This window comes from Nitrospirae bacterium YQR-1, assembly GCA_039908095.1.
Classification (GTDB): Bacteria; Nitrospirota; Thermodesulfovibrionia; order Thermodesulfovibrionales; family Magnetobacteriaceae; genus Magnetomonas.
In genome coordinates, this window is record JAMOBJ010000070.1 from 1 (window position 1) to 1,778 (window position 1,778).

The window sequence follows — 1,778 nt, forward strand, 5'->3', positions numbered from 1 at the left end:
AAAAAACACAGTAAAAACAGCTATATGCCGTCATTGCGAACCTCCGCAGAGGGTGTGGCAATCTCTTCTTTGATAAATTCAATAAGAACATACTTTTGCTTTTTGCTGCTGCTGCTGCTATGTAGAAATGCCAAGCCCTCTTTTTTCCTTTTCTTTTTTCCCTTATAAATTTTCTCCAAAAATTTAGTAGTAGAGCCTGTGGGAATGTTAATAACTCGCAGAGTTATTAAAGTGCTTGTGAATACTTGTTGAAAACATCTGTATCGTTTTCAAAGAGACCGTAAGGTCTCGTCAATATTCACAGCACGTCATTTCCATAGGCCATCTTTTGTTTTTTTTTCTTCTCCTTTTTCTACTCTTTTTTTTCCTTGAAGCTCTGCAAATAATTTCCCATACTGCTATTCGTAGTCTGTGCCATGCGCACGCTACATTATTCTTTTCCGGTTTTACCAGGATCGTCGTATTCTATAATCGTACTTAAATACACCAAAATGCTCACGATCGATCCAGATTTTCAGAGATATATTTGCTCTGTCAAGCTTTATTTTAATGTCTTTTTAATAATGCCTCATATCTGTATGCCTCGTTCTTTATTAATATAATCCTTATTATACTGCTTAAACGTCTGGCTATTGCCGTTATTGCTCGCTTGGCGCCTCTGCGATATTTAATCGTTTCATATTTTTGTCTCATTAAACGGTCTTTAGATATCAATATCCAACTGCTTTCCACCAACGCACTTCTTAGTCGTTTGTTTCCACCATGTGTTATTCTACCCTGCCTTATATGACCACCTGTTGAATACTCAGATGGCGTCATACCTAAATACGACGAAAGTTGTTCTGCTCTGCCAAATCTCTTAATTTCTCCTATTTCTATTATTATTTCCATCGCCGTTAATGTCCCTATCCCTGGCACTGTCTTCAATAACTCCACTTGATTTTTATATTTCTCTGTTTTAGATAAAAACACTATCTCTTTCGTTAGCTCTTTTATCATCCCTTTTAAATATTCGTAAAGCGCCACCAGCGCATTTATTGATGTTTTCAGTGCCGTTTGTTTTAACTCTAACTCTTTTAACCACTTTATGTACTTTTTGCCCCAGTGTTGATTTTTTACAAACGGGCTCTCTATGCCATGAAACAATAGTTTGCTCTTTATCTGCCGTGCCACATCGTTTTTATGTTCTACAAGCTGACGCCTTGTCCTCAATACCTCTCTCTTTCCTCTGGACTCTTCACTTAGTACATGTACTTTCTTGAGCATCCCTTTTTCTAATAATTTCGCCAATTTGCTGCTATCGCGCTTGTCTGTTTTCACTTTATTGCCTATTTCCATTGGTATCAACGACGGCGGCGTCACTATCGTCTCTATACCCACTTCTGTCAACTTGTCGTACAGCCAAAACCCACTTGGCCCTGCCTCATACGCCACCTTTATTTTGCACTCCGATAGTCTTTTCAATTGCTTCTCTAATTCCTCATAGCTCCCTCTTATTCGACCTTTGAACAACTCCTCTCCATCTGATCTTATCGTTATATGCCAGCTCTCCTTGTGCACGTCTATCCCTATGTTCACTTCCTTACCTTTGGCCAACTCTCTTACTCTTATTTCTGATAATTCCATTTCTGATAACCTCCTTTTTGTCTTCCTCTATTTTAACTGAGGGGGCTATCTTTTATATTTCTATCATAGTATCTATAATTGTTTTATATGTTTTTGCCCAAGAACTCCTTCAATTCATCTACTGAACCGGCTTTTCTGATAAGATTTTTAAA

Annotated in this window: 1 protein-coding gene; it reads right to left on the reverse strand. The window is 37.9% G+C overall.

Translation table 11 applies throughout. From position 1 onward, the window contains the following. Nucleotides 1–546: 546 nt before the first annotated feature. Entirely contained in the window at nucleotides 547–1,626 is a 1,080-nt protein-coding gene (locus H7844_15875) for an IS110 family transposase (GenBank protein MEO5358758.1), read from the reverse strand. Nucleotides 1,627–1,778: the final 152 nt, after the last annotated feature.